Raw genomic sequence first — 21,589 nt, forward strand, 5'->3', positions numbered from 1 at the left:
GGGGCGCCGCGATCAGAGGGGAAGGCGATCAGGCGTTGTTGGCGAGGAACGTCAGCAGCGCCTCATTGACGAAGTCCGGGTTCTCGCGGCTGGAGATATGCCCAGCGTCGGGAATCAACGTCAGGGCGCAGCCGATCAGCTCGGCCATTTCCCGGGATTCCGCAGGTGGCCGCGGCTTGTCCTGCTCGCCGCACATCACCAGGGTGGTATCGCAATCCAAGCGATGAAGCTGATCGAGAATGTCTGCGCGGCTGAAAATCAAGCGGCCCAGGGGCACTACGCTGTCCAGCAGGCGCTCCCGGGGGAAATCCTGCAGCGACTGGCGAAAACCCTGATACAGGGCTGATTCGCGGTCGATTCCCGGTCTGAAGAAAATCGGCGCGATCACATCCAGCAGCGGCGGCGGGATGGCGCCAGCGTCTTCGATCATCTTGAACAGCGAGAAGTAATACTCGCGCGTGGCCCCCGGCTCGGCGCCCAGGTAGGTGTCCATCAGCACCAGGCTGTTGATGCGTTCCGGTGCCAGCAAGGCGAGGCGGGCGCCCCACATGCCGCCGACCGACAGGCCCACCAGGTTGACCTGTGAGATGTCCAGTTGGTCGAGCAAAGCCAGGTTGTGACGTGCCAGGTCATCAAGGGACAGGGTTTGCGCAGGCAGCGTGCCCGACTCGCCATGGCCCCACAGTTCAGGGACGATCACACGGTATTGCTGCGACAGCGCTTCGATCTGCGGTGCCCACATGTCGCGGTCCCACAGGTAGCTCGAACCCAACAAGACGACCGGGCCGGTGCCCTGGTCGATATAGTGCAGCGGTTGTCCATCAATCACGGCGACAGGCATAGCAGGCCTCTAACTTCACGGAGTGAGGGGCACTTTTTTACGCTAGTCGGGGGCGGGGGGATAGATGCAAACTGATGGCACCGTCATGTGCGGCGCAGGCAGGAGCGAGCAAGCTCGCCCCTGCACTCGGAAGGCCGGCCCGTGACGGGGCCAGCGGCACTCAATCGTAAATGGCTTTCTTTTTCCACTCGGCATCGGCGTCGACAACCTTCAGGCCTTCGGTCAGTTCGTTGACTTCGTCTTCGGCCGGCGCGCTGTTGGTCAACACCGTGGAGTTGGCGCGGGCCAACTGTGATTCCAGCAATTGCAGCTGTGCGCTGTACAGCACGGGCTCCGGTTGTTTGCGCAGGTACTGTACGCCACGCTCGAACGCCAGGCGCGCCTGGCCCGGCTGACCTTGCTGCAGGGCATGCTGGCCCAGGTTGTTGAAGAACTCGATGTGCAGCAGCACCAGGATATGGCGGATTTCCTTGATCCAGTGCTTGGCCTCGTTGGTCGGCAGAAAGCCGTCCTGGGCTGCCCGGGTGACCTGACCATGCAGTGCTTCGAGCAGGAAGCGCACATCCTTGGCCTTGGCTTCGGTCTGGATCGGCGCGGGTGGGTTGGCCACCGGAATCGATTCGCCTTGGGCGATCATTGCATTCAGCTCGGCGATCCGCGCCTTGAGCGCGGCGCTGGACTTGTTGAGGTTCAGCAGGCGTTGGTTGACGTTGAGTTCCAGGCGGGTCAGCAACAGCTTGAGCGCCGGCGTCATCAACTGGCCGGGAAAGGTCTCGGTGATTTCACCACAGCGACGCAGCCGATCATTGAGCTCGATCTCGGTACGCTTCTTTTCCAGCTTATTGTTTTCCACCACATGGTTCATGTAGCCAATGGCGATCAGTATTACGATCCCGGCTACTACCAGCAGGGTGATCATGAGTGGTGTCACCGGTGTGACCTCTTTATAGGGTTTGCTGTGGAGTGTAGTGACTGCGCTAACCGGCGGATAGGACTGTTCGACCAGTTGCCCAGGTAGTTTCTTCTATATAGGTAAAGTGATCCTGCGTGGATGCACATTGCCATCATTTGCCTGTGGCAACTATAGCGCCTTGTGGCGCGTCAGAATATAGGCGCCAGGGCTTGGGCGCAGCAGAATGCCCGCGCAGGCCGCTCAACGGGGCGAAGTCATTGATTTAAATAAATTTATCCTTGGGGGTTGACGACCTTTCAATCCATCCATAGAATGCGCGCCACTTACAGCGTAAAGCACACAGCGAAACGCGGTAGGGAGTGAATGTTGTACGTGTGTCCCCTTCGTCTAGTGGCCTAGGACACCGCCCTTTCACGGCGGTAACAGGGGTTCGAGTCCCCTAGGGGACGCCATATGCGGGAATAGCTCAGTTGGTAGAGCACGACCTTGCCAAGGTCGGGGTCGCGAGTTCGAGTCTCGTTTCCCGCTCCAATTTACAAGCAGTGTGGCTCTCGGGCGGCATTGAGTGAAACCAGGACCACGTCTTCGGACGAGGCCTCTGGGCACTGAAATACACACCATGTGTTTCAGTAGCGTGTCCCCTTCGTCTAGTGGCCTAGGACACCGCCCTTTCACGGCGGTAACAGGGGTTCGAGTCCCCTAGGGGACGCCATTTGCGGGAATAGCTCAGTTGGTAGAGCACGACCTTGCCAAGGTCGGGGTCGCGAGTTCGAGTCTCGTTTCCCGCTCCAATTCAAAGAAAAAGCCACTCAAACGAGTGGCTTTTTTTTGTCTGCGAAAAACAGCGCCCACCTCTGAAGTCATTGGCGCTGAAGGCTGTTGGCCGCTTGGGCCAAGCGCAAGGTGGCTTGACGGATTTCCTCCTGATTGAGCGACGCAAAACCCAACCGCAACGCATTTTCCGGCTGGCCCAGCGGCGAGAACTGCCGACCGCTGCGCACCACCAGTCCGTGGTCCAAGGCAGTGTTTACCATTCGATCTACGTCTAGTTCATCCTCGAAACGCACCCACAGTGCCAGGCCGCCTTCCGGCTCGCGCACCTGGATACGAGCGCCCAGCGACTCATGCAGACAGGTCTGCAACGTCTCTCGACGCACTCGATATTCTTTCGACACGCGGCGCAGATGCTTCTTCAATTCACCGTCATTGATCAGGTCGGCCAGCATCTTCTGGGCGACGGCGTCGGCATCTCCCAACATCAGTGCTGCGTTGCGGTGCAGGGCCTCTATCACGTGGGTCGGGGCCACCACATAGCTGCATCGAAACGTCGAGCCCAGCGCCTTGGACAACGAACCGATATAGATCACATGGCGCTGAGAACGGTCACTGGCAAGCGGCAGGTAAGGGCGCCCGTTAAAGTGGAATTCGTGGTCGTAATCTTCTTCGACAATGCAGAAGTCGTGCAGCGCTGCGAGCGTCAACAGTTGTTGTCGGCGCGCGGCGTGCAGGCTGACGGTGGTCGGGAACTGGTGATGCGGCGTGACATAGATCATGCGCACTTTATGCTGCTGGCATAGACGGTCGATCTGGTCCGTGCGACAGCCTTCTTCGTCTATGTCCACGGTGACCAGTTGCGCGCCCAACTGCCGGAAAATTTCCCACGCCGGCGGGTAACTCAGACGCTCCACCAGTACCACATCTCCCGGTGTGAGCAGCAGGCTGGCGCTCAGGTACAGCGACATCTGCGTGCCCTGGGTCAGGCAGATATTGTCGGCGTTGACGGCCAGCCCGCGTTCGCCGCGCAGCATCTCGGCGAGGGCGCAGCGCAGGTGATAGCCGGTGCCTTCGCTGCCGTAGCGTACGGTGTTGGAGGCAAAGCTGTTGCGCAGGGCGTTGCGGTAGTAGCGATGCAACACGGCTTGCGGTAGCAGGCGGTGGTCGCTGGTGCCATTGTCGAAAAACAGCGCGTCATGCCGATGGCGCAGCGCGGTGACCTGAGCGTTATGGGCAAAATACGGCACCACCGGCTGCGCCAGCAGGGGTGGTGCAAAGGCCTGCGGCGCGCCACCGGGCAGTTGCTTGGGCTTCAACTGGGCATTGACGAACGTGCCGCGACGCGGCTCGCTGATGAGCCAGCCTTTGGTCGCGGCTTCTTCATAGGCCAGGATGACCGTCTTGCGGTTAACGTCGAGCAATTGCGCCATTTCCCGCGTACCTGGCAGCAAGGTGCCGGGCGGCAGGCGCCCTTCGAGAATCGCGGTCACCAGGCCCTCGGCAATCTTGCGGTAGGACGCTTGTGATGCGTTCTCATCGAGCTTGAGTAAAGGGCGCCATTTACGCATCTGGACCATCTGAAGTATCCAAAACTGGAGGTTCTTATGGGCCCAGTCTAGCGCAACAATGCGGCTTCACATTCTGAGGTCCTGAGCACATGCGCCATGTCATCGAACTGTCCCCCTCGGGGAAAACCTTTGAGGCCGGCGACGAGCTGTTGCTTGACGCCATGCTCGCCAGCGGCCTGTCGGTGCCGTTCTCCTGTCGCCGTGGCGCGTGCGGCTCGTGCAAGGTGATAGTCGCTGAAGGCGGGTATCGGGCCAAGCGCCTGGCACCGGATGCGCCGGCGCCGTGTTACCCACTGGCCGCCAATGAAATGTTGTTGTGCCAGAGCCATGCGTGCACCGACATGCGCCTGGAAATTCCTGGCTGGTCCCTGGATACCCCCGCGTTGGTCATTGATGCTCAGGTACTCGACAAGCGCGCACTCGGACCCGATGTCATCGAACTGGTCCTCAAGCCGGATACACCGTTGGTGGCGCGGGCTGGCCAATACCTCAAGTTCCGCCTGGCGGACGGTGACACGCGCTGTTTCTCGATTGCCAACCTGCCTGCAGAGGACGATGGGCGTCTGGTCTTCCAGATCCGTCGGGTCAGCGGCGGTTGCTTTTCCGACGGTATGCTGGGTCGCCTGGCGGTGGGTGAGCGCTTGCGACTGGAAGGACCGTTTGGCGCCTGTACCTGGCAGGACGATGCCGCCAACGCCGTCGTCCTGTTCGCCACGGGCACCGGTTATGCGGGTATCAAGCCGATCCTGTTGAGCGCGCTCAAACAGGATATCGAGGTGACGTTGTATTGGGGCGGCGCGCAGTCTACGGACTTTTATGACAGCGCCTTCCTGGACCAATCGACGCTCAAGCATCCGCGTTTTCGCTGGCATCCCATACGCTCATCCGAGGGCAGGGTGCAGGAGGTTGCATTGAGCCATGGGCATCACTGGGAAGCGGCTCAGGTCTATGCGTGCGGGAACGGCGCTATGCTCCGCCAGGTACGGACCCAGTGCCTTGCGGCGGGGTTGCCGAGCCATCGGTTTGTCGCGGAGGCTTTTGTCGCCAGCGGTCGGGCGAATGCTGTAACGGTTTCCCCATCGTTCGACCCGGTCTGGGAGAAAGTCGGCCCGCGTTATTCCCTGGATGGCATGCTGGCGGCGCGAGACAAATCCATACGCGCCCTCGCGGCCATCGTCAGCCAGTTGAGGGTCGGCATGACCACCGGGGAAGCCCTTGAGATGGCCGCCGCACAATTGCAGGCCATGGGCGCGTCGCACACCTGGCATCCCACCTACATCCGTTTTGGCGCCGACACGGTGCGGCCACCTCGCGAAGGCATCGATCGTCAGCGCAGGCTGCGCGCCACGGATATCGCCGTGGTCGACCTTGGCCCGGTGTGGGACGGCTACGAAGGTGATTATGGCGACACCTTTGTATTCGGTGATTCGCCGTTGTACCTGGCCTGTACCACCGCGCTGCATGAAGTGTTCGATGAAACCCGCCAAGCGTGGTTGCGCGGCCTGACCGGGCGCGAACTCTATGACTTCGCCGAACAGTGCGCCGTGGCCAAAGGCTGGAGGCTGGCGCGGAACCTGGCGGGGCATCGCCTTGCGGATTTTCCCCATGCGTTGTTCGAAAGCAAGCAACTGGCCGACCTGGAAATCGCACCGAGTGAGATGGCTTGGGTGCTGGAGATCCAGCTGTGCCATCCCACTGAGCCGGTCGGTGGGTTCTTTGAGGATATGCTGATGTTACAGGCCTGAAAAACCCATCTGCAGGACGAAGCAGAGCCCAATGTGGGAAGGGGCAAACCCTTCCCACATTGGATATTCACAGCTTAGGCAACTGGCCGACACGCCCCATCATTTCCGTAACGATCTGCAGGTCCAGCAGGAACTGCTCGACGGTCTTGAACTCACCGTCGGTGTGCCCGGTGTATTTCTCTTCCGGGCGGGCCAGACCGAATTGCACGCCGTTGGGCAGGTCGTGCACGGAGGTGGCGCCAGCGGATGTGCCGAACTTGTGCTGCATGCCCAGGTTTTCAGTGGCCACCGCCAGCAACGCTTTTACCCATTCGCCCTCGGGGTTGCGGTACATCGGTTTATCCAGCGAATAGGTGAAGTTCACGTTGACCTTGGCGTGTGCGTTCCAGGCGTTCAGTTTCTGCTCGAGCTGTGCCTTGAGTGCCTCCGGGGTTTTGCCTTTCGGCGCGCGCAGGTTCACCGCCAGCTTGAGGGCTTTGTCATCCAGGCCGACAAAGGTCGGCGAGGTGGTCAGCGGCCCCATGAAGTCATCGGCAAAGCCCACGCCCAATTTGCCGCCCAGGTAATCCAGGCCCCAGTTGTCCGCCGCATACTTCGCAGCATCGGTGATGTGGTTGTGCTGGAGGGCAATCTTGCCATCGAGGCTGTGGATCAACTCCAGCATACGTGCCACCGGGTTGACTCCGGATTCGGGCTCGGAAGAGTGGGCCGACACGCCGGTGACGGTGAGTTTGACGTTCTTGCCGTCGACCTTGGCGGCCACCTGGAAATTGCCGCCATTGCGCTTGGCATAGTCATCCCCGGCCTGCTGCAGGCTGGCCGCCAATTCAGCAGGGTTATCGCTGAGCAGCGTGGCGACCGATACCGATGGAATCTGGTTGGCGGCCTTGCCGCCGGTCATTGCGATGATCTGCGCGCCGGTGCCTTCACCCTTGCGCACCGGGAAGGTGGCCATGACGGTGCCCGAGCCTTTCTCGGCAATCACCACCGGGTAACCGCCATCCAACGCCAGGTTGTATTGCGGCACGGGGTTGCGTTCAAAGTAGTAAGGAATGGCGTCACCGGAGGTTTCTTCAGTGGTGTCCACCAGCAGCTTGAACGTGCGCGCCAGCGGCAGCTTTTCTTCCTTGATCACTTTCATGGCGTACATCGCCACGACGATCGCGTTCTTGTCGTCCTCGGTGCCACGGCCATACATGCGGTCGCCGATCAGCGTGACCTTGAACGGTTCGAGCTTGGTGCCGTCCTGCAGCACCCAATTTTCCGGCGTCACCGGTACCACATCGGCGTGGGCATGCACGCCGACCACTTCTTTACTGCTGCCTTCCAGGGAAATTTCATACACGCGGTTATCGACGTTACGGAAGTTCAGGTTGAAAGACTTGGCCAGGGCCTGGATTTTGTCGGCGATCTTGAGGAATTCCGGGTTTTTATACTGCGGTAACCCGTCGACGTTGAACGTCGGGATTTCCACCAGCTCGCGCAGGGTCTCCAGCGCGGCTTTGCCGTACTTCACGCGGGTGTAAACGCCCAGCAGGCGGTTGATCTCGTTCTGCTGGTCGGCGCTCAGGGTTTTGTTATCGAGAAAGGCGCTGATGGCCGGGGCGATGTCACCGGTTTTGCCCAGGTCGCCTTTAGCCAGGGCACCGAGGAAACTGCGAAAATCGCTGACCGATGTGTCGCTGAAACTCTTCAGAATTGCGGTGTTCTGTTCAGGCGTGATGTTGGCAAGCGCAGCTGGGGTGACGGCTGCAAGGCTGGCGGCGAACAGGGTGGCGGCCGCGAGCTTTTTCAGTGGAAAGTGCATGGTTAGAGGCATTCCTTTGCAGGGAGTGAGTAGGGGTGTTTCTGACCGATAAGGCAGAAACATTTCTACACACTACCATTACCCAGATGCCCCAGGTCAATGCTGGCCAGGATGAGGCGCGGGGTACTCATCCGTCACGTTCAAGGCTCTAGCGTAGGGGCTGTCCCACAATTGCTCATGCAATTGCCCTACGCGCTTGGCCATCGCTTCACTGCGCATCACTACTTCCAGATTGCGCGAATTATCCAGGTAGCCGCCCAACCAGTTGCTGGTACCCACCCACGCTACCTGCCCGTCGATCTCCATGGTCTTGCTATGGATCACCCGTGCATAGGGGATGAATCCTTGTTTGGCCTCGGTCAGTGTAATGCTGGCCTCTATCCAGCGAAATCGCGTGCATAACCCGGTGTTCTGGGGCGGGGATATCCACTCGTTCTGGGCTACGGACCTGCACGCGGATGCCAATGATCCCGACTCAGCGATTGTGGCGACCGAGTTCGTCGGCTCTTCGGTGACTTCCGATGGCCCGCCTTATGAGGCCTTCATGAAGATCCTGCCGCTCAACCCCCATGTGAAGTTTTTTGATAGTCGCCAGCGGGGGTATGTGTCGGTGGAAGTGGACGCCCAGCAGATGCTCACGCATTTTCGCGTGATCAGCGACCCACGCGACCCGGCGGCCACGGTGTCGGCGTTACAGTCGTTCGTGGTGGAGCCGGGCAGGGCGGGGGCAATTGCTGTGTAGCCGGATGTCTTTGTAGTGCACAGTTTAAATGTGGGAGGGGGCTTGCCCCCGATAGCAGTGTGTCTGTCAGCTTGTCTGTCACTGATACACCGCCATCGGGGGCAAGCCCCCTCCCACATTTTTGAGTGTCAGTTGATTTCGTAGCGCACCGACAACGCGCCTTTTTTCTCCGACAGGGTCAGGATCGTCACTTGGCCCACTTCCCCCAGAGCCTGCACATGGGTGCCGCCACAGGCGTAGGCCGGCAGTTCGCCGAAGCCGACTTCGCGTGTGCCTTCATCCAGCCACATCTGCCGTGAGTAGTCAGCGGCGATCCACTGATTGACTTGCTGTTGGAGCGCCTCGGCGTCCATGGTTTGTGCGGTTTCGCCACGGATAAAGGTGATCTTGCCTTCCCCCGGCCAATGGTGAGCCTTGATCGGCATCCAGCCCAGGCGTTCGCCGGCATTGCCAATCAAATGCCCCGCTGAGTGAAGGCGGCTGTGCAGCGCGCGGCGTTGTGCATCGACCCGGGCAGTGATCGGGCCGGGTTCCACAGCTTGATTGACGTAGTGCACCACATGCTCGGCTTCCTGCATGACGCGCAGCACCTGGCTGTCGCCGAGCCACCCGGTGTCGAATGGCTGGCCGCCGCCCTGGGGATGGAAAATCGTCGACTGCACAACAACGGCGAATTGCTCAGCGTGCGGGGTACAACTGAGCACTTCCAGTTCGGCAGTCAGGTGATCGTGGGTGAAAAACAGGCGCTGGGTCATGGTCGTCTACATCCGCATTCAGGTTCTGCGGGCAGTATAAATACTGCGCTGATAGGTGATAATCCATGCAAATATCAATGGACCTGTGCGTCATGAGCATGAATCTTCCTTTGCCGCTGCTGGGTGAAATGGCGATTTTCGTCAAAGTGGTGGAAACCGGCAGCTTCTCCGAGGCGGCGCGGCAGCTGAGCGTTTCACCTTCGGCGGTGAGCCGCAGCATTTCGCGCCTGGAACAGGCCTTGGCAACCCGGTTGTTGCAGCGCACCACGCGCAAGCTGCGCCTTAGCGAGGGCGGCGAAGAGGTGTTCAAGCGGTGCCAGGAGATGGTCAACGCGGCGCGCTCGGTGATGGAAATCAGCGGGCAATTTACCCATGAAGCCGAAGGCCTGGTGCGAGTCAGCGTGCCCAAGGCGGTGGGGCGGTTTGTGGTGCATCCGCATATGCCGGAATTTCTGCGGCGCTATCCCAAGGTGGATGTGCAACTGATCCTTGAGGATCGGCATGTGGATTTGATCGACGACAATGTCGACCTGAGCATCCGCATCACCGACAGCCCTCCACCCGGTCTGATCGGGCGGCAGCTATTGCCGATTGAACATTTGCTGTGTGCAACGCCGCAGTACCTGGCCGAGCATGGCACGCCGAGTCACCCCCATGATCTGCTGGAGCACAGCTGCATCTACCTGGGTGAAACCCCAGGGGACTCACGCTGGAAGTTCCGCCAGGCCGGCAAGGCGGTGACGGTCGGTGTACGCGGGCGATATGCGGCGAACCACACGGGCGTGCGGCTGGATGCGGTGTTGCAGCATGTGGGGATTGGCAGCTTGCCGTATTTCACGGCGCGACACGCCTTGGAGGCGGGGCAGTTGGTGCAGGTATTGCCGGGGTGGGATTTTATTGCGTCGTATCATGGTGAGGCGTGGTTGCTGCACTCACCGACGCGATACTTGCCGCCGAAGTTGCGGGTGTTTATTGATTATCTGGTGGAGTGCATGGCGAAGGAGCCGACACTGCGCCGCCGTTAAAAATGTGGGAGGGGCTTGCCCCCGATGGCGGTGGATCAGTGACAGGTAAGCTGACTGACACACTGCTATCGGGGGCAAGTCGAATCGTCGCACCGCCCCTCCCACATTTGGATTGGGTGTTCTGCAAGTCAGTGCTTGCTCTGGTCGTCCGGCATGGCCAGCAGCTGCTTTTCCTGATTCCAGTCGAACGGTTCGTCGTTCAACTCGGCTTCATGGCGACGCTCTTCCAGGGCCTGGTACAGGTCCAGTTCTTCGTCGGGCATGAAGTGCAGGCAATCGCCGCCAAAGAACCACAGCAGGTCGCGCGGTACCAGGTGGGCGATTTGCGGATAGCGCAGGATGACCTGGCTCATCATGTCCTGGCCAAGGTACTGGCTTTCGATCGGATCGATCGGCAGCAGGGCGCGCAGTTCGTCGAAACGTTCCAGAAACAACAAATGGCTTTCCTCGGGTACCTGTTCGGCTTCGCCGACGGCAACCAGGATGCTACGCAGGTGGTCGAGCAAGACGAGATGATCGGCAACGACGTTGGACACGAGATAAGTCCTCTAAAGCAAAAACGGGCGCGAGAGTATAGGCCTCTCGCGCCCGTTTTTATATGACCGCTGGTATCAGCGGACTTTACCCTCAGCCTGCAGCAGCTCTTCCTTGCTGAAATCATCCACGTCGATCACCTTGCGGCGAGCCGCTTCGGCGTCACGCAGGGTTTGCGCTTCGGCGGGTTGCAGCACGCCAGCGTGCAGCGCGGCGTCGATGGCATGCTCGCCGGCAGTCGGTTTGACTTGCCCGCTCTTGAGCGCGGCGTGCAGTTTTTTCTGCAGCGGATGGCTGGCACCGAGCAGGTCATAGGCATGTTGCAGTGCGCCCACAGGGTCTTGCGCCGATTGTGGGCGATAGCAGCCAGCCAGCAACTCTTCCAGAGTCGGGTCGCCCTTGGCACGGCCGATCACGGCTGCAACCTCGGCGTCCAGGGCATCGGACGGCCCGGTATGCCGACGCCCGAACGGGAACACGATCACCCGCAGCAGGCAGCCGAGGATTTTATTCGGGAAGTTGCTCAGCAATTCATCCAGTGCGCGCTCGGACTGGCCAAGGCTTTCTTCCATGGCCCAGGCGAACAGCGGTTCCAGGTGATCCGGCGAGTCCAGGTCGTGGTAACGCTTGAGCGCCGCTGACGCCAGGTACATGTGACTCAGCACATCGCCCAGGCGCGCCGACAACCGTTCACGGCGTTTCAATTCGCCGCCCAACAGCATCATGCTCAGGTCTGCAAGCAGGGCAAACGCCGCGGCCTGACGGTTGAGTGCGCGGAAATAACCCTGGCTCAAACGGTTGCCCGGGGCTTTTTCGAAGTGGCCGATGCCCAGGTTCAGCACCAAGGTACTGGCGGCATTGCTCACGGCGAATCCGATGTGTTGCATCAACAGCCCATCGAACTCCTTCAATGCCTGGTCATGGTCTTCACGACCGGCCAGGGCCATTTCCTTGAGCACGAACGGATGGCAGCGAATCGCCCCCTGGCCGAAGATCATCAGGTTACGCGAAAGGATATTCGCGCCTTCCACGGTGATGAAGATCGGCGCCCCTTGCCAGCTACGGCCCAGGTAGTTGTTCGGGCCCATGATGATGCCCTTGCCGCCATGAACGTCCATGGCGTGGCTGATGCATTCGCGGCCGCGTTCGGTGAGGTGGTACTTGAGGATCGCCGACAGCACCGAGGGTTTCTCGCCCATGTCCACGGCATTGGCGGTGAGCATGCGGGCGCTGTCCATCAGCCAAGCGTTGCCGCCGATGCGCGCCAGGGCTTCCTGGATACCTTCGAAGGCCGACAGCGGCACGTTGAACTGTTCACGCACTTGCGCGTATTGGCCGGTCACCAGGCTGGTGAACTTGGCGGCGCCGGTGCCTACTGCTGGCAGGGAAATCGAACGGCCCACGGACAGGCAGTTCATCAGCATCATCCAGCCCTTGCCGAGCATCTCCTGGCCGCCGATGAGGAATTCGAGCGGAATGAAGACGTCCTTGCCCGAGTTGGGGCCATTCATGAACGCGGCGCCTAAGGGCAGGTGACGGCGGCCGATTTCGACGCCGGGGGTGTCGGTAGGAATCAGCGCGAGGCTGATGCCCAGGTCTTCTTCCTCGCCCAGCAGATGGTCCGGGTCATGGGCCTTGAACGCCAGGCCGAGCAAGGTCGCGACCGGGCCGAGGGTGATGTAGCGCTTTTCCCAGTTCAGGCGCAGGCCGAGGGTTTCCTTGCCTTCCCACTCGCCTTTGCAGATGACGCCGGTGTCGGGCATGGCGCCGGCATCGGAGCCGGCCAGCGGGCCGGTCAGGGCGAAACACGGAATATCGTCGCCACGCGCCAGGCGCGGCAGGTAGTGGTTGCGTTGCTCGTCGGTGCCGTAGTGCAACAGCAATTCGGCAGGGCCCAGGGAGTTGGGCACCATGACGGTGGAAGCCAGGTCGCCGCTGCGGGTGGCCAGTTTCATCGCGACCTGGGAGTGGGCATAGGCTGAGAAGCCTTTGCCGCCATATTCCTTGGGGATGATCAGGGCGAAGAAACCATGGGTCTTGATGTGCTCCCAGGCAGCGGGGGGCAGGTCCATGGCCTGGCCGATTTCCCAATCACTGACCATGGCGCAGAGTTCTTCGGTGGGGCCGTCGATGAAAGCCTGTTCTTCCTCGGTCAATTGCACCTTGGGGTAGGCCAGCAATTTGTCCCAGTCGGGCCGCCCGCTGAACAGTTCGCCGTCCCACCACACCGTGCCCGCGTCGATGGCATCGCGCTCGGTTTCGGACATCGGCGGCAGGACTTTCTGGAACCAGCTGAACAACGGCTTGGTAAAGTATTGGCGGCGCAGGTCGGGCAGCAGCAGGGGCACGGCCACGATGGCGATCAGCACCCAGAAAATCAGCAGCAGCCAACCCGGTGCATGGCTCCAGGCGCCCATCGCCAACAGGTAAACGGCGACCGCACCCAGGGCGGGCAGGGGCGCGGTGCGGCGGTGTGCCAGGTAGGCAATGCCGACCACCAGAACCAGTATCCACAACAACAGCATATTCAATCCTCCGTGAAACCAGGGGCGAAACCACCAGGGAGCTTAGACGGCGTCCGGCCAAGCGGGGTGATCAGGGTGTTACAAGTTGTACTGGGGATACCTGAGTCCCAGCCGCTTCATCGATAGTGACCACCCTGCGGGGGTGGAGTTCGCCGGGAAACATCGTGGAATCCGCGCGGATTTATATGACCAGGCAGTCAATCTCGACGGCGACGTGCATGAGGCGGTGCGCTGCAACCCCTGTACCTTGAACACCCAGGCTTGCCGGGCGACGGGCAGAGTGATTCAAGGCGCGTGTGAACCGGCGTATGCTGCGATGCTCATCAAGCCATGTTCACCAACGATAAGGCGCGGTCATGCTGAAGATCTGGGGTCGTAAAAACTCATCAAACGTCAGGAAGGCACTCTGGTGCGCCGAGGAACTCGGCCTGGACTATGAGGCGATTGATGCGGGCGGCGCTTTTGGTGTGGTCGACACGCCGCAATACCGGGCCTTGAACCCCAATGGCCGGGTGCCGATGATCGAAGACGGCGACTTCGTACTGTGGGAATCCAACACCATCGTGCGTTACTTGTGCGCCAAGCACGCGTCGGACTTTTACCCAAGTGACCTGCAAATCCGGGCCAGCGCCGAAAAGTGGATGGACTGGACCACGTCCACGCTCGCCGATCCCTTCAAGGCCGTGTTCTGGGGCATCGTGCGCACACCGCCGGAAAAACAAAACTGGGACAGCATCAATGCCGGGCGCCAAGCCTGCATCGATGCACTCAAAACGGTCGACCAGGCTCTTGCCGAGCAACCTTACCTTTCCGGCAAAACCTTCGGCATCGGTGATATTCCCCTGGGCTGCTTCATCTATGCCTGGTTCGAGATGCCCATCGAACGCCCGGCAATGCCCAACCTGGAGGCGTGGTACCAGCGCCTGAAGCTACGTCCGGCCTACCGCAAGGCAGTGATGACCGCGTTGACCTGATACACACTATTAACACGGGTGACTGTACTTGTGCGGCGCGGGCACGCACCATGCTGGAACACATCGCAGGTTGAACTACCTGCGCTGCGCCCTCATCTATTGTTTCTATTCTTTTCCTTGGTGCGTAATCCGATATGAGTTCCGCTCTGTCCATCCGGCAGCTAACCAAAACCTACGGCAACGGTTTCCAGGCCCTGAGTGGTATCGATCTGGACGTCGCCGAAGGTGATTTCTTCGCCTTGCTCGGCCCCAACGGTGCCGGCAAATCCACCACCATCGGTATCCTCTCGACCCTGGTCAACAAGACCAGCGGCACGGTGAATATCTTCGGCCATGACCTGGACAAATCCCCGGCGGCGCTCAAGCGTTCCATCGGCGTGGTGCCTCAGGAATTCAACTTCAACCAGTTCGAAAAGACCTTCGACATTGTCGTGACCCAGGCCGGTTACTACGGCATCCCGCCGAAAATCGCCAAGGAACGCGCCGAGCAGTACCTGACCCAACTGGGCCTGTGGGACAAGCGCGATGTGCCTTCGCGCTCGTTGTCCGGCGGCATGAAGCGGCGCCTGATGATTGCCCGCGCACTGGTGCATGAACCGCGCCTGCTGATCCTCGACGAGCCCACCGCTGGCGTGGACATCGAGTTGCGTCGTTCAATGTGGACCTTTCTCACCGAGCTGAACGAGAAGGGCATCACCATCATCCTCACGACCCACTATCTGGAAGAGGCCGAGCAGCTGTGCCGCAACATCGGCATCATCGACCACGGCACCATTGTCGAGAACACCAGCATGCGTAATCTGCTGGGCCAGTTGCATGTGGAAACTTTCCTGCTCGACCTGAAAAACAACCTGTCGGCGCCGCCGAATCTGTTGGGCTACCCGAGCCGCCTGGTGGACAGTCACACGCTGGAAGTGCAAGTGGACAAAGCCATGGGCATCACGGCGCTGTTCAGCCAACTGGCGGCCCAGAACATCGAAGTGTTGAGCCTGCGTAACAAAACCAATCGCCTTGAGGAGTTGTTCGTGTCCCTGGTGGAGAAAAATCTGGCGAAGGTGGCGGTATGAGTTCCGAACTGCAACCCAACCTCGTCGCGCTGCAGACCATCGTTTACCGCGAAGTGAAGCGCTTTACCCGGATCTGGCCGCAGACCTTGCTGCCGCCGGCGATCACCATGGTCCTGTACTTCGTGATCTTCGGTAACCTGATCGGCCGGCAGATCGGTGACATGGGTGGCTTCACCTATATGGAGTACATCGTGCCGGGCCTGATCATGATGTCGGTGATCACCAACTCCTACGGCAACGTGGTGTCGAGTTTCTTTGGCAGCAAGTTTCAGCGCTCTATCGAAGAGCTGATGGTGTCACCGGTGTCGCCGCACACCATCCTGATCGGCTACACCTTGGGCGGCGTGCTGCGCGGCTTGATGGTGGGGGTGATCGTGACCCTGCTGTCGTTGTTCTTCACCCACCTGCAAGTGCATCACCTGGGGGTCACCATTCTGGTCGTGGTACTCACGGCGACGATTTTCTCGCTGCTGGGGTTTATCAACGCAGTGTTCGCGCGCAACTTCGATGATATCTCGATCATTCCGACGTTCGTGCTGACGCCGCTGACCTACCTGGGCGGGGTGTTCTACTCCATCACGCTGCTGCCGCCGTTCTGGCAGACCGTGTCCCTGGCCAACCCGGTGCTGCACATGGTCAACGCTTTCCGCTACGGCATCCTGGGCGTGTCGGATATCAAGATCAGCGTGGCGATCACGTTCATGGTTGTCGCCACCATCGCCTTGTATATCGGCTGTGCGCGGTTGCTGGTAAGCGGGCGTGGGATGCGTACGTAAAAATGTGGGAGGGGGCTTGCTCCCGATAGCGGTCTGTCAGCCAGCCTTGTACTGACTGACCCAACGCTATCGGGGGCAAGCCCCCTCCCACATTTGGTTTTGTATAAGGCTTCAGTTTTTCAGCGCGAAGTCGATCAGCGTATGCAGCTCTTCAACAGCCAACGGCTGGGTCGAAAACAGAATACGAAACACCGTGGGGGCCGCGAGCAGATTGATCAAACGATCCACGCTGGGGGCTGGCTGGTCCGGGTAACGATCAACGATCACCTGCAACTGCCCGCTCAGAATGCTCACGCAATACCCCGGCGTCACGCTGCATTGCACGTCGCGCATCATGTTGCGTCCAGGCTCCGAACTCATTTCATCCAGATATTGTTCCGCCCAGGCTTGCAGGTCGCCGCGCAGGCTGCCGGTAATGGCCGGCTCGCTGTCCGGGCGCATGCGCGCCAGGGCCACGTCGGCCAGCAGCGCAGAGAGGTCACCCCAGCGCCGGTAGATGGTCGAGGGCGTGACGCCCGCGCGTGTCGCAATCATCGGCACGGTGACGCTGGCGCGCTCATGGGTTTCCAGCAGTTCGCGGACGGCCGAATGCACGGATTCTTGTACCCGGGCACTACGGCCCCCCGGGCGAAGGCCTTCTTTGATCGCCATGGGTAAAACCTTAACACAAAGAATTTGCTTTAAGCGTCGACGGGTAGCACACTCCACAAAAGCAAAATATTAGCTTTAGCGGAGCGTGCCTATGCCCAGCAACCTGTCTCAACGGTCCAGCCTGACATTTCTGGTGATCACGGTACTGACCTTTCTCGCCGCCTCCAGCGCGCCGACGCCGTTGTACCAGGTGTATCAGGACAACCTGCATTTCTCCGCAGCGATGCTGACGCTGATCTTCGGCGTGTATGCCGTGAGTCTGCTGGCGGCGCTGCTGACGGTGGGATCGCTGTCGGATTACATCGGGCGCAAGCCGGTGATTTTCGTCGCGCTGCTCCTGAATATCGTGGCGATGCTGTTGTTTATCAACGCCGACAGTACCGCCTGCCTGATTGCCGCGCGGGGTCTGCAAGGCTTTGCCACGGGGACGGCGACGGCAGTATTGAGTGCGACGCTGCTCGACACCGACCGTCTGCGCGGCCCGATGCTCAATAGCCTCGCGCCGATGCTGGGGATGGCCAGTGGCGGTTTGGGCAGCGGTTTGCTGGTGGAATACGCGCCATGGCCGACCCAGTTGATCTACTTCACCCTGCTCGGATTGATGGTGCTTCAGGCGCTGTATGTGTGGCGCTTGTCGGAAACCGTCAGTCGCATACCGGGTGCCTTGAAATCCCTGGTGCCGACCCTGCATGTGCCGAAGCAGGCGCGCCGGGCCCTGGGCTTGGCGATGCCGTTGAATGTGGCGGTATGGGCGCTGGGTGGGTTCTATTCATCCCTGGCGCCGTCGCTGGTGCGGGCAGCAACGGGTTCGACTTCGCACCTGATCGGCGGCGGACTGGTGGCCGTGATTACCTTGAGTGGCGCAGTGATGATCTACAGCCTGCGCGAGCACCCGGCGGATAAGGTCATGCGCCTGTCTGCGATGTTGCTGGCGGCGGGCGTGGCACTGTTGCTGACGGCTGTGCAAAGCGCCAGCCTGTGGTTGTTCTTTGTCGCCAGTGTGGTGGCCGGCCTGGGTTTTGGCGGCGGGTTCATGGGCAGTGTGCGCAGTATCGTGGGGTTGGCATTGCCCCATGAGCGCGCGGGATTGATGTCGGCGTTCTACGTGTTGAGTTACCTGGCGTTCTGCTTGCCGGCACTGCTGGCCGGTAACTTGAGCAGGGAGTTTGGTTTGATCGCTACCACTGATGCGTACGGCGCACTCCTGATTCTGCTGGCCTTGGGGGCTTTGGCCGGAATGCTCTGGCAGCGCTCTGTATATCTGCATAATAGATAATGTATAGAGATATTACACGTTATATAGATATTCGATTCGCTTCTATGATGGTCTCACCCTCATGCGAGGAAGAGGATTGCCATCATGACCTGCTTGACCCCCATCAGCTATAAACCCTTCAGTCACCTGGCCCGCCCTCGGGAAGTGGTTCGTCAGTTCACCCCGAATTGGTTTGCCGCGACCATGGGCACCGGCGTTCTGGCGCTGGCCCTGGCGCAACTGCCGGTGGCCCTGCCCGGCGTGCATGCCGTCGCCGAGGGGCTGTGGATGTCTACCATCGGCTTGTTCATCCTGTTCAGCGCGCTGTATGCCGCACGCTGGGTGATGTTTTTCCACGAGGCGCGGCGGATTTTCGCGCACTCCACGGTCTCGATGTTTTTCGGCACCATTCCCATGGGCCTGGCGACCCTGCTCAATGGTTTGCTGCTGTTTGGCCTGCCACGCTGGGGCAACGCTGTGATCCCCCTGGCCGAAGCCCTGTGGTGGCTGGACGTGGCCATGGCGTTGGCCTGCGGCGTGTTGATTCCGTTCATGATGTTCACCCGCCAGGAGCACAGCATCGACCAGATGACCGCGGTGTGGCTGCTGCCGGTGGTGGCCGCCGAAGTCGCCGCCGCCAGCGGCGGCCTGCTGGCGCCGCACCTGGCGGATGCCCATGGGCAACTGGTGATGCTGGTGACCAGCTACGTACTCTGGGCGTTCTCCCTGCCAGTGGCCTTCAGCATCCTGACCATCCTGATGTTGCGCATGGCTTTGCACAAACTGCCCCACGCCAACATGGCGGCCTCGAGCTGGCTGGCGCTGGGGCCCATCGGCACCGGTGCCCTGGGCATGTTGCTGCTCGGCGGCGATGCGCCCGCGATTTTTGCCGCCAATGGCCTGGCGGGGGTCGGCGAAATGGCCAACGGGCTCGGCCTGGTGGCGGGCATCACCCTGTGGGGTTTCGGCTTGTGGTGGATGTTGCTGGCGGTGTTGATCACCCTGCGTTACCTGCGCGCCGGTATCCCGTTCAACCTCGGCTGGTGGGGCTTTACCTTCCCGCTGGGGGTGTACGCGCTGGCCACGCTCAAGCTTGCAAGCCTGCTGCACCTGGAGTTCTTCAGCGTATTGGGCAGTGGGCTGGTGGTGGCCCTGGCGCTGATGTGGCTGATCGTGGCCACGCGCACGGTGCAGGGTGCCTATAAAGGCGAGCTTTTTGTTTCACCTTGCATTGCAGGGCTAGCGAATAAGTAAGAGAGATTAGGTAAAGTCGTGGCCTGATCAATAACAGGCCACGCAGGAACACGGACGATGAGCCACCCCTCACAATTCACCTTGCTGCGCACGCGGCGTTTCCTGCCGTTTTTCATCACCCAGCTCCTGGGCGCGTTCAACGACAACATCTTCAAGCAATCGCTGATCCTGGCGATTCTCTACAAGCTCACCCTCGACGGTGACCGTTCCATCTGGGTCAACCTGTGCGCCTTGCTGTTCATCCTGCCGTTCTTCCTGTTCTCGGCGCTGGCCGGGCAATTTGGCGAGAAATTCAACAAGGACGCGTTGATCCGCGCGATCAAGCTTGGTGAGATCGTGATCATGGCGGTGGGGGCCACCGGCTTTCTGTTCGATCACCTGGAATTGATGCTGCTGGCGCTGTTCGCCATGGGCACCCACTCGGCGCTGTTCGGCCCGGTGAAATATTCGATCATGCCCCAGGCGCTGCACGACGATGAGCTGGTCGGCGGCAACGGCCTGGTGGAAATGGGCACGTTCCTGGCAATCCTCGCCGGCACCATCGGCGCGGGCATCATGATGTCGTCCACCCATTACGCGCCGGTGGTGGCCGTGGCGATTGTCGGCGTGGCGCTGCTGGGGTACCTCGCCAGCCGCAGCATTCCACGGGCGGCAGCTTCTACGCCGCAATTGCGCCTGGACTGGAACATCTTCACCCAGTCCTGGGCCACGCTGCGCATGGGCCTGGGACAGACCCCGGCGGTGTCGCGCTCGATCGTCGGCAATTCATGGTTCTGGTTCGTCGGCGCGATCTACCTGACGCAGATTCCGGCCTACGCCAAAGAATGGTTGTATGGCGACGAAACCGTGGTCACCCTGATCCTTACCGTGTTCTCGGTGGGGATCGCCCTTGGTTCGATGCTCTGTGAAAAGCTTTCCGGGCGTAAGGTGGAAATCGGCCTGGTACCGTTCGGCTCGTTCGGCCTGACGGTGTTCGGCCTGCTGCTGTGGTGGCATTCCGGCGGCTTCGCGCAGAATGTCCAGCCCAACGACTGGCTTGCGGTGCTCGGCTACGGGCAAGCCTGGTGGGTGTTGTTCGATATCCTCGGCCTGGGCGTGTTCGGGGGCTTTTACATCGTGCCGCTGTACGCGCTGATCCAGTCGCGCACCGCCGAGAACCAGCGTGCGCGCGTGATCGCGGCCAACAACATCCTCAATGCGCTGTTCATGGTGGTGTCGGCAATTGTGTCGATCCTGCTGCTGAGCGTGGCCAAGCTGTCGATCCCCGAATTGTTCCTGGTGGTGTCGCTGCTCAACATCGCGGTCAATACCTACATCTTCAGGATCGTGCCCGAGTTCACCATGCGCTTCATAATCTGGCTGCTCAGCCATTCCATGTACCGCGTCGAGCACCGCAACCTGGAGCAGATTCCGGATGAAGGTGCGGCCTTGCTCGTTTGCAACCATGTGTCGTTTGTCGATGCGTTGCTGATTGGCGGCGCAGTGCGTCGGCCGATTCGGTTTGTCATGTACTACAAGATCTACCGCTTGCCAGTGCTCAACTTCATCTTCCGCACCGCCGGGGCGATTCCGATTGCCGGGCGCCACGAAGACATCCAGATCTACGAAAAGGCCTTTACGCGGATCGCCAAATACTTGAAGGACGGTGAGCTGGTGTGCATCTTCCCGGAAGGCAAGTTGACCGGCGATGGCGAGATGAATGAGTTTCGCGGCGGCGTGACGCGGATTCTGGAAGAGACGCCGGTGCCGGTGATTCCGATGGCGTTGCAGGGGCTGTGGGGGAGTTTTTTCAGTCGCGATCCGGATAAGGGGTTGTTCCATCGGATCTGGTCGCGGGTGGTCTTGGTGGCAGGTGAGCCTGTTCGTGTAGAGGAGGCGACACCTGCGCAGTTGCAGGCTGTGGTCGGTGTTCTGCGTGGGAGTGTCAGGTAGTTCTGTGCTGGATGTACTGGCCTCATCGGGGGCAAGCCCCCTCCCACTTTTTGATTTGTGAACGCATTCAAATGTGGGAGGGGGCTTGCCCCCGATGGCGGTAGTGGCCTAGGTGGAGATCTTGAGGCCAATAAGCCCGCAGATAATCAACGCCACGCTGGCCAACCGAAACAGCGCCATGGATTCCCCAAACAGGATAATCCCGGCGATCACCGTACCCACGGCACCCACCCCGGTCCATACGGCGTAGGCGGTGCCCAGCGGCAGCTCCTTAACCGCCATCCCCAGCAGGCCAAGGCTGATGGCCATGGCGGCAATGGTCAGTGCGGTGGGCAGGGGCTTGCTGAAACCGTCGGTGTACTTCAGGCCGACAGCCCAGCCGACTTCGAACAACCCGGCAAAAAACAGAATGATCCAGGACATGATGACCTCGCTTCTTCAGGCGGGGTCG

The 21,589-nt window shown here is 60.5% G+C and carries 17 protein-coding genes, 4 tRNA genes and 3 pseudogenes; 14 read left to right on the forward strand and 10 right to left on the reverse strand.

All coding sequences use genetic code 11. The features are described 5' to 3' along the window. Positions 1-28 precede the first annotated feature (28 nt). Positions 29-841, reverse strand: coding sequence for an alpha/beta fold hydrolase (locus C4J91_RS09075; protein ID WP_124362011.1), 813 nt, complete (start codon positions 839-841; stop codon positions 29-31). Between the two features lie 160 nt (positions 842-1,001). Continuing rightward, positions 1,002-1,760 carry a hypothetical protein gene (locus C4J91_RS09080; protein WP_124362012.1) on the reverse strand — a complete coding sequence of 253 codons (759 nt, stop codon included), beginning with the start codon at positions 1,758-1,760 and terminating at the stop codon, positions 1,002-1,004. A 370-nt stretch (positions 1,761-2,130) separates the two neighbouring features. Between C4J91_RS09080 and C4J91_RS09085 the strand changes: the two genes are divergently transcribed. From C4J91_RS09085 to C4J91_RS09100, 4 genes are all read left to right on the forward strand, one after another. Further along, positions 2,131-2,206 (forward strand) — tRNA-Glu (locus tag C4J91_RS09085). Between the two features lie 3 nt (positions 2,207-2,209). After that, a tRNA-Gly gene (locus tag C4J91_RS09090) sits at positions 2,210-2,285 on the forward strand. Between the two features lie 105 nt (positions 2,286-2,390). After that, a tRNA-Glu gene (locus C4J91_RS09095) sits at positions 2,391-2,466 on the forward strand. A 3-nt stretch (positions 2,467-2,469) separates the two neighbouring features. Beyond that, positions 2,470-2,545: transfer RNA gene (locus C4J91_RS09100), tRNA-Gly, on the forward strand. A gap of 69 nt (positions 2,546-2,614) precedes the next feature. Here the strand turns inward: C4J91_RS09100 and C4J91_RS09105 are convergent. Continuing rightward, positions 2,615-4,105: a PLP-dependent aminotransferase family protein gene (locus C4J91_RS09105; protein ID WP_124362013.1), complete on the reverse strand. Its 1,491-nt coding sequence runs from the start codon at positions 4,103-4,105 to the stop codon at positions 2,615-2,617. Positions 4,106-4,185: 80 nt separating this feature from the next. Here C4J91_RS09105 and C4J91_RS09110 point away from each other — a divergent pair, with 80 nt between their 5' ends. After that, complete coding sequence (locus C4J91_RS09110) at positions 4,186-5,841, forward strand: M24 family metallopeptidase (protein ID WP_124362014.1); 1,656 nt, start codon at positions 4,186-4,188, stop codon at positions 5,839-5,841. 67 nt (positions 5,842-5,908) lie between these two features. Here C4J91_RS09110 and C4J91_RS09115 read toward each other — a convergent pair whose 3' ends face one another. Together C4J91_RS09115 and C4J91_RS09120 are read right to left on the reverse strand one after the other, a co-directional pair. Further along, the gene (locus C4J91_RS09115) at positions 5,909-7,648 is read right to left on the reverse strand and encodes a dipeptidase (RefSeq protein WP_124362015.1); all 1,740 of its coding nucleotides are present in this window, start codon (positions 7,646-7,648) and stop codon (positions 5,909-5,911) included. Between the two features lie 96 nt (positions 7,649-7,744). Then, positions 7,745-8,017: pseudogene (locus C4J91_RS09120) on the reverse strand (phospholipase D-like domain-containing protein); the annotation flags it as partial. On the opposite strand from C4J91_RS09120, the pseudogene C4J91_RS09125 reads away from it, so the two are divergent. Next, positions 8,007-8,390 (forward strand): annotated as a pseudogene (locus tag C4J91_RS09125) (alkaline phosphatase D family protein); the annotation flags it as partial. The pseudogenes C4J91_RS09120 and C4J91_RS09125 overlap by 11 nt on opposite strands. Before the next feature lie 128 nt (positions 8,391-8,518). Here C4J91_RS09125 and C4J91_RS09130 read toward each other — a convergent pair. Then, complete coding sequence (locus C4J91_RS09130) at positions 8,519-9,145, reverse strand: alanyl-tRNA editing protein (RefSeq protein WP_124362016.1); 627 nt, start codon at positions 9,143-9,145, stop codon at positions 8,519-8,521. 92 nt (positions 9,146-9,237) lie between these two features. On the opposite strand from C4J91_RS09130, the gene C4J91_RS09135 reads away from it, so the two are divergent. Then, positions 9,238-10,170 (forward strand): LysR family transcriptional regulator, encoded by a 933-nt coding sequence (locus C4J91_RS09135; RefSeq protein ID WP_124365122.1) that lies wholly within the window; start codon positions 9,238-9,240, stop codon positions 10,168-10,170. 128 nt (positions 10,171-10,298) lie between these two features. Here the strand turns inward: C4J91_RS09135 and C4J91_RS09140 are convergent, their stop codons facing one another. Next, the gene (locus C4J91_RS09140; RefSeq protein ID WP_124362017.1) at positions 10,299-10,706 is read right to left on the reverse strand and encodes a PA2817 family protein; all 408 of its coding nucleotides are present in this window, start codon (positions 10,704-10,706) and stop codon (positions 10,299-10,301) included. A gap of 75 nt (positions 10,707-10,781) precedes the next feature. Then, positions 10,782-13,229 carry an acyl-CoA dehydrogenase gene (locus tag C4J91_RS09145; protein WP_124362018.1) on the reverse strand — a complete coding sequence of 816 codons (2,448 nt, stop codon included), beginning with the start codon at positions 13,227-13,229 and terminating at the stop codon, positions 10,782-10,784. An 85-nt stretch (positions 13,230-13,314) separates the two neighbouring features. Between C4J91_RS09145 and C4J91_RS27740 the strand changes: the two are divergent. The 4 genes and pseudogenes from C4J91_RS27740 to C4J91_RS09165 all read left to right on the forward strand — a co-directional run. Continuing rightward, positions 13,315-13,482: pseudogene (locus C4J91_RS27740) on the forward strand (cysteine protease); the annotation flags it as partial. Positions 13,483-13,585: 103 nt separating this feature from the next. Next, the gene (locus C4J91_RS09155; RefSeq protein WP_124362019.1) at positions 13,586-14,203 is read left to right on the forward strand and encodes a glutathione S-transferase family protein; all 618 of its coding nucleotides are present in this window, start codon (positions 13,586-13,588) and stop codon (positions 14,201-14,203) included. A gap of 134 nt (positions 14,204-14,337) precedes the next feature. Then, positions 14,338-15,270 carry an ABC transporter ATP-binding protein gene (locus tag C4J91_RS09160; RefSeq protein ID WP_124362020.1) on the forward strand — a complete coding sequence of 311 codons (933 nt, stop codon included), beginning with the start codon at positions 14,338-14,340 and terminating at the stop codon, positions 15,268-15,270. Next, positions 15,267-16,046 (forward strand): ABC transporter permease, encoded by a 780-nt coding sequence (locus tag C4J91_RS09165; protein ID WP_124362021.1) that lies wholly within the window; start codon positions 15,267-15,269, stop codon positions 16,044-16,046. The genes C4J91_RS09160 and C4J91_RS09165 overlap by 4 nt, the downstream gene beginning before the upstream one ends. Positions 16,047-16,157: 111 nt before the next feature. On the opposite strand, the gene C4J91_RS09170 is transcribed toward C4J91_RS09165, so the two are convergent. Continuing rightward, the gene (locus C4J91_RS09170; protein ID WP_124362022.1) at positions 16,158-16,697 is read right to left on the reverse strand and encodes a TetR/AcrR family transcriptional regulator; all 540 of its coding nucleotides are present in this window, start codon (positions 16,695-16,697) and stop codon (positions 16,158-16,160) included. Positions 16,698-16,788: 91 nt separating this feature from the next. Here C4J91_RS09170 and C4J91_RS09175 point away from each other — a divergent pair, with 91 nt between their 5' ends. The 3 genes from C4J91_RS09175 to C4J91_RS09185 all read left to right on the forward strand — a co-directional run bounded on the left by C4J91_RS09175 (position 16,789) and on the right by C4J91_RS09185 (position 21,138). Then, on the forward strand, positions 16,789-17,973 hold the full coding sequence (locus C4J91_RS09175; protein WP_124362023.1) for an MFS transporter: 1,185 nt from the start codon (positions 16,789-16,791) through the stop codon (positions 17,971-17,973). 84 nt (positions 17,974-18,057) lie between these two features. Next, complete coding sequence (locus C4J91_RS09180) at positions 18,058-19,206, forward strand: TDT family transporter (RefSeq protein WP_124362024.1); 1,149 nt, start codon at positions 18,058-18,060, stop codon at positions 19,204-19,206. Between the two features lie 57 nt (positions 19,207-19,263). Then, the gene (locus C4J91_RS09185) at positions 19,264-21,138 is read left to right on the forward strand and encodes an MFS transporter (protein WP_124362025.1); all 1,875 of its coding nucleotides are present in this window, start codon (positions 19,264-19,266) and stop codon (positions 21,136-21,138) included. Between the two features lie 108 nt (positions 21,139-21,246). Here the strand turns inward: C4J91_RS09185 and sugE are convergent, their stop codons facing one another. Then, entirely contained in the window at positions 21,247-21,561 is a 315-nt protein-coding gene (gene sugE, locus C4J91_RS09190; protein ID WP_124362026.1) for a quaternary ammonium compound efflux SMR transporter SugE, read from the reverse strand. Positions 21,562-21,589 lie beyond the last annotated feature (28 nt).

Origin of the sequence: Pseudomonas sp. R3-52-08, from assembly GCF_003851745.1 — a bacterium.
Lineage (GTDB): Bacteria > Pseudomonadota > Gammaproteobacteria > Pseudomonadales > Pseudomonadaceae > Aquipseudomonas.